8 protein-coding genes are annotated in these 5,347 nt (G+C 61.7%); 3 read left to right on the forward strand and 5 right to left on the reverse strand.

Translation table 11 applies throughout. From position 1 onward, the window contains the following. Positions 1-341: TonB-dependent receptor (locus AC16XC_RS02200; RefSeq protein WP_484032998.1), on the forward strand; the 341-nt coding region annotated here is incomplete at its 5' end. Here the strand turns inward: AC16XC_RS02200 and AC16XC_RS02205 are convergent. The 4 genes from AC16XC_RS02205 to AC16XC_RS02220 all read right to left on the reverse strand — a co-directional run bounded on the left by AC16XC_RS02205 (position 338) and on the right by AC16XC_RS02220 (position 2,139). Further along, positions 338-937: a nuclear transport factor 2 family protein gene (locus AC16XC_RS02205; protein ID WP_484032999.1), complete on the reverse strand. Its 600-nt coding sequence runs from the start codon at positions 935-937 to the stop codon at positions 338-340. The two genes, AC16XC_RS02200 and AC16XC_RS02205, sit on opposite strands and share 4 nt — an antisense overlap. A 23-nt stretch (positions 938-960) precedes the next feature. Further along, positions 961-1,515, reverse strand: a complete 555-nt coding sequence (dcd, locus tag AC16XC_RS02210; protein WP_484033000.1) for a dCTP deaminase — start codon at positions 1,513-1,515, stop codon at positions 961-963. Positions 1,516-1,639: 124 nt separating this feature from the next. Continuing rightward, positions 1,640-1,909: an usg protein gene (locus tag AC16XC_RS02215; protein ID WP_484033001.1), complete on the reverse strand. Its 270-nt coding sequence runs from the start codon at positions 1,907-1,909 to the stop codon at positions 1,640-1,642. Further along, entirely contained in the window at positions 1,906-2,139 is a 234-nt protein-coding gene (locus AC16XC_RS02220; protein ID WP_484033002.1) for a hypothetical protein, read from the reverse strand. The genes AC16XC_RS02215 and AC16XC_RS02220 overlap by 4 nt, the downstream gene beginning before the upstream one ends. 261 nt (positions 2,140-2,400) lie before the next feature. On the opposite strand from AC16XC_RS02220, the gene groES reads away from it, so the two are divergent. Both groES and groL read left to right on the forward strand, forming a co-directional pair. Next, positions 2,401-2,715: a co-chaperone GroES gene (gene groES / locus AC16XC_RS02225; RefSeq protein ID WP_484033003.1), complete on the forward strand. Its 315-nt coding sequence runs from the start codon at positions 2,401-2,403 to the stop codon at positions 2,713-2,715. Positions 2,716-2,769: 54 nt separating this feature from the next. Continuing rightward, complete coding sequence (gene groL, locus AC16XC_RS02230; RefSeq protein ID WP_484033004.1) at positions 2,770-4,392, forward strand: chaperonin GroEL; 1,623 nt, start codon at positions 2,770-2,772, stop codon at positions 4,390-4,392. A gap of 113 nt (positions 4,393-4,505) precedes the next feature. Here the strand turns inward: groL and AC16XC_RS02235 are convergent. After that, positions 4,506-5,347 (reverse strand): GDP-mannose 4,6-dehydratase (locus AC16XC_RS02235; RefSeq protein ID WP_484033005.1); only part of this gene is annotated, 842 nt, incomplete at its 5' end.

Genomic DNA, 5,347 nt, shown 5'->3' on the forward strand with positions numbered 1-5,347 from the left:
TCAGGGCAACGCTGGCCGACGGCACGCCGGTCCCGCGGATCCCGCCGCTCTCGCTGCTCGGCGCGCTGGAGCTCCGGGCCGGCCATTTCGATGCCCGCGCGGAAGTCCAGTGGTTCGATGAACAGACGCGCCTGGCGCCGCTCGAATCCCCGACCGACAGCTTCGCCCATGTGAATTTTTCGCTTGCCTGGCATCCATTCGAGGGGATGGAGAACCTTACCCTCTTGCTGCAGGCGGACAATATCTTCGACGAGGAAGGCCGCCGCCATGCCAGCTTCACCAAGGATTTCGTCCCGCTCGCGGGGAGGAACTTCAAGCTGAGCGCGAAGGTTAGCCTCTAGACCTCCTCATAGTGATACGGGGCGATCACCGGCTCGGGATAGGCCTCGTAATCGATCGTGGGCGGGCGATCGGGTGCCAGGCCTTCGATCGAGCGCAGCAGTTTCACGCCGCCGCGGTGCCAGCCTTCGTCATATTCGCAATAGAAATTGATGATCCCGTGAAGGCTGGCAATCCGCCATTTGCCATCCTCGCGGACATAGGTGTTCTCGTAGGTCGCTTCGCCCCAGCGGCCTTCCTTGCCCAGCCAGCCGACCATCATCAGCGTGCGCCAGCGGCCCTTGGCCGTGCCCGCCTTGCTGTCGATATGGAGCACCGGCTGGAGCTGCATGTGGTTGTAGATCGTGCCGTGGCCATAGGGCGGCAGGTGCTTGAGATAGGCTCGCACGCGCTCGCGCCCGGCATAGACCCCGCGCCCGGCGATCTCGAGCGTGCCATCTCTTGCAAAGAGGTCGGCCGCCTTGTCCCACACGCCCTTGTCGACATAATAGCCATAGGCCGCCTGGAGGTTGCAGATCTCGCGGTAATCCTCATTGGCCCTTACGCGGGATTTCAGCTCCGCAAGTTCGGCGCGGAGTTCGGCAATTTCGTCGGTCATCATGGGTCTCCCATTGGAGCCAGCTAGAGTTTGGGCAGCGTCACGCCCTTCTGGCCCATATATTTGCCCGCCCGGTCGGCATAGCTGGTCTCGCACGGCTCGTTGCCCTGGAGGAACAGGAACTGGCACGCTCCCTCGTTGGCGTAGATCTTCGCCGGGAGCGGGGTGGTGTTCGAAAATTCGAGCGTCACATGGCCTTCCCATTCGGGCTCCAAGGGGGTCACGTTGACGATGATCCCGCAGCGGGCATAGGTCGACTTGCCGAGGCAGATGACCAGCACGTCGCGCGGGATGCGGAAATATTCGACCGTCCGCGCCAGCACGAAACTGTTGGGCGGGATCACGCAGACATCGGTCTTGCGGTCGACGAAGCTGTTGGCGGCGAAATCCTTGGGATCGACCACCGCGCTATCGACATTGGTGAAGATCTTGAACTCGTCGGCCACCCGCGCATCATAACCATAGGAGCTGAGACCATAGGAAATGCAGCCCTCGCGCCGCTGGGCCTCGACGAAGGGCTCGATCATTCCGTTTTCGGTGGCCTGTTGCCTGATCCATTTGTCGCTGAGAATCGCCATGGGAGTCTGATTCCCGAATGGCGCGAGAGGGGCAAGCGCTCGCCTTAGCGAAGGCGCAGTTTATCCCCGTGAGGGTGGGCGGCAAGCTGATGGCCGGCGTCGCGTGCCTGCCTGGCCTGGCTGGTCAGTCCCACGAAATCACGCCATCGGCGGTGCGCCATTGAGCGGGACCGATCAGCTTGTCGTGTGCGATCCTGACAGACTTGATCTCGGCCTCAATCTCGCGCCGCCAGTGCGCGAGAAAGTCGAACAATACCGGGAAATCGGGTGCTGCGTCGTATTCCTGCCAGGCAAATACCTGCAGGAGCGAAGGGTGATCGGGCATGAAATAGCAGATCTCGGCCGTCGTCAGCCCGTATCCCTCAAGCTGAATCAGGAAGGCGCGATCTATCATGGCAACATAGCCGAACCCGCCCCACCGTCGAGCCGGCGCAAGGCGGCGAAAACATCGTCAAGCGGCACCGGTCGGTCGAGATTGGGAGGCTTGCGCAGGGCCCTCTGGCTTTCAACCGCGTGGTGGTCCGAAGCCCAGGACGCCATGATCGCTCGTTTCACCTCCGGCTCGGGCGAGGGATGTTGCGCCACATCGAAGGGGTGAAGGTAACGTGAGAATGGTTGCGACATTCGGGAATCCTCCTTTCTGCCACGTCGCCTGATGCTCACTGCGAATTGCTCCGCCCGCGATATTTCGGGCTTCCCGGTTCTCGCGTCAAGGTGCTGATAAGCTGTGTCAATCATGCCGATTGGCACCCAGCAAGGCAGAGTGCCAAAAAAGTCTTGCAGACCTCTTGAACCTGCATTCGTCAAAACTAGATCGCCAATCGCCTCCTGCCGAAAGCGGGGGAGGCGAAATTTGTCATATCGCTTGTACAATGGAGGTTATGCATGCATTTCCGCCCCTTGCACGATCGCGTGCTGGTTCGCCGCATCGAAGCGGAAGAAAAGACCGCTGGCGGCATCATCATTCCTGACACTGCAAAGGAAAAGCCGATGGAAGGCGAAGTCGTCGCCGTCGGCCCGGGCGCTCGCGACGAGTCCGGCAAGCTGGTCGAACTCTCGGTCAGGCCCGGTGATCGCATCCTGTTCGGTAAATGGTCCGGCACCGAAGTGCGGATCGAAGGCGAGGATCTGCTCATCATGAAAGAGAGCGATATCCTCGGCATCATCGAACAGACCGCCGGACTCAAGAAGGCGGCGTGATCGCAATAATCCGTTCTTCAGTTCAACCGAAGGAAGAGAAAGGAGCAGGCCAAAATGGCTGCGAAGGAAGTAAGATTTGCGTCGGACGCGCGAGATCGCATGTTGCGCGGCGTGGATACGCTGGCGAATGCGGTCAAGGTAACTCTGGGCCCCAAGGGCCGGAACGTGGTGATCGAAAAGAGCTTCGGCGCTCCCCGCATCACCAAGGACGGCGTCACCGTCGCCAAGGAAATCGAACTCAAGGACAAGTTCGAGAACATGGGCGCGCAGATGCTGCGCGAAGTTGCCAGCAAGCAGAACGACAAGGCGGGTGACGGTACTACCACTGCCACTGTTCTGGCCCAGGCGATCGTTCGTGAAGGAGCCAAGGCCGTGGCCGCCGGCATGAATCCCATGGACCTGAAGCGCGGCATCGATCTTGCCGTCGGCGCCGTGGTCAAGGATCTCGAAAGCCACGCCAAGAAGGTTTCGGCCAACAGCGAGATCGCTCAGGTCGCCACCATCTCTGCGAATGGCGACGAGGAAGTCGGCCGCATCTTGGCCGAAGCGATGGAAAAGGTCGGCAATGAAGGTGTCATCACGGTCGAAGAAGCCAAGAGCCTCGAGACCGAACTCGAAACGGTCGAAGGCATGCAATTCGACCGCGGTTATCTCTCGCCCTATTTCGTGACCAACGCGGAAAAGCTCAAGGTCGAGCTCGAGGATCCCTATATCCTGATCCACGAGAAGAAACTGTCGAACCTGCAGGCTCTGCTGCCGGTTCTCGAACAGGTCGTTCAATCGAGCCGCCCTCTGCTAATCATTGCCGAGGATGTCGAAGGCGAAGCGCTCGCCACACTGGTGGTCAACAAGCTGCGCGGCGGCTTGAAGGTCGCCGCGGTCAAGGCGCCGGGCTTCGGCGATCGCCGCAAGGCCATGCTGCAGGATATCGCTATCCTGACCGCAGGCGAAGTGGTGAGCGAGGAGCTGGGCACCAAGCTCGAGAATGTCGCGCTCGCAATGCTTGGCCGGGCCAAGAAGGTGATCATCGACAAGGACAACACCACCATCGTCGATGGCGCCGGCAACCGTGCGGACATCGATGCGCGGGTCGGCCAGATTCGCGCCCAGATCGAGACCACCACTAGCGATTACGACCGCGAGAAGCTGCAGGAGCGGCTCGCCAAGCTCGCCGGCGGGGTCGCTGTGATCCGCGTGGGTGGTGCGACCGAAGTCGAGGTGAAGGAACGCAAGGATCGCGTCGACGACGCACTTCATGCAACCCGCGCTGCGGTCGAGGAGGGTATCCTGCCCGGTGGCGGCATTCCCCTCCTTCGTTCGCTCAAGGCGCTTGAAGGCCTTAAAGCCGCGAATGACGACCAGCAATCGGGCATCGATATCGTCCGGCGCGCGCTGCGTGCACCGGCACGCCAGATCGCCGACAATGCTGGTGAAGACGGCGCTTTCATTGTGGGCAAGCTGCTCGAAGGCGGCGACTACAACTGGGGCTTTAACGCCGCGACCGGCGAATACGAAGACCTGGTGAAGTCGGGCGTCATCGATCCGGCCAAGGTGGTGCGCACTGCGCTGCAGGACGCTGCCTCGGTCGCCTCGCTGCTGATCACCACCGAGGCTTTGGTGGCAGAGCTTCCCAAGGAAGACAGTCCAACGCCGTCCATGCCGGCGATGGACTTCTAAGTTTTCAGGAGCAATCCTGGGAGAAGGGCAGGCGCGCCCGACCGGGCGCGCCTGCCTTCGCCATTGCGATGCCCGGCCGGGCATTTCTGTTCCTTCCCGGCACGGGAGGAAGATCAAAGCCCGTGATAGTCGCGGTACCAGGCCACGAATCTGGGCACGCCCTGCTCGATCGACACGGTTGGCTCGAAGCCCAGGTCGCGCCGGATCGCGTCGATATCGGCATAGGTCGCGGGGACGTCGCCCGGCTGCATCGGCAGCATTACGAGCTGCGCCTCCTTGCCGCAAGCGGCCTCGATCAGATCGATGACTTTCATCAGCTCTTCGGGCCGGTGATTGCCGATATTGTAGAGCGCATGCGGCCTTACGCTGCCGCCGGCCTTCTCCGCCCCGTCGTCTGCTGGCGGATGGTCGAGCGCGGCGATCACCCCGCTGACGATATCGTCGATATAGGTGAAGTCCCGCTGCATCTCGCCATGGTTGAAGACCTCGATCGGCTTGCCGGCGAGGATGTTGGCGGTGAATTTCCAGATCGCCATGTCGGGCCGGCCCCAGGGGCCATAGACGGTGAAGAACCTGAGGCCGGTCAGCGGGATGCGGAACAGGTGGGCATAGCTCTCGCTCATCAGCTCGTCGGCGCGCTTGGTCGCGGCATAGAGCGAGACCGGATGGTCGGCGCGGTCTTCCACTGCGAAGGGCAGCTTGGTGTTCCCGCCATAGACCGAGGACGAGCTGGCATAGACCATGTGTTCCGTCTCGCGCTGGCGGGCGAGCTCGAGCATGTTCAAATGCCCGACCACATTGCTGCTGGTATAGGCGTGCGGGTTTTCAAGCGAATAGCGCACCCCGGCCTGCGCGCCGAGATGGACGATGCGCTCGAAGCGCTCGCTCTTGAGAGCCTCAGTGAGCGCGCCCAAGTCGGCAAAGTCGAGCTTGCGGAAGGCGAAGGCATTGCCCG

It is taken from the genome of Candidatus Andeanibacterium sp., assembly GCF_057143545.1.

Excerpts from the sequence above, each read along its gene's own strand:
- AC16XC_RS02215 (WP_484033001.1), bottom strand. The coding sequence starts at position 1,909 with ATGATAGATCGCGCCTTCCTGATTCAGCTTGAGGGATACGGGCTGACG.
- AC16XC_RS02205 (WP_484032999.1), bottom strand. The coding sequence starts at position 937 with ATGACCGACGAAATTGCCGAACTCCGCGCCGAACTTGCGGAGCTGAAA.
- dcd (WP_484033000.1), bottom strand. The coding sequence starts at position 1,515 with ATGGCGATTCTCAGCGACAAATGGATCAGGCAACAGGCCACCGAAAAC.
- groES (WP_484033003.1), top strand. The coding sequence starts at position 2,401 with ATGCATTTCCGCCCCTTGCACGATCGCGTGCTGGTTCGCCGCATCGAA.
- groL (WP_484033004.1), top strand. The coding sequence starts at position 2,770 with ATGGCTGCGAAGGAAGTAAGATTTGCGTCGGACGCGCGAGATCGCATG.
- AC16XC_RS02220 (WP_484033002.1), bottom strand. The coding sequence starts at position 2,139 with ATGTCGCAACCATTCTCACGTTACCTTCACCCCTTCGATGTGGCGCAA.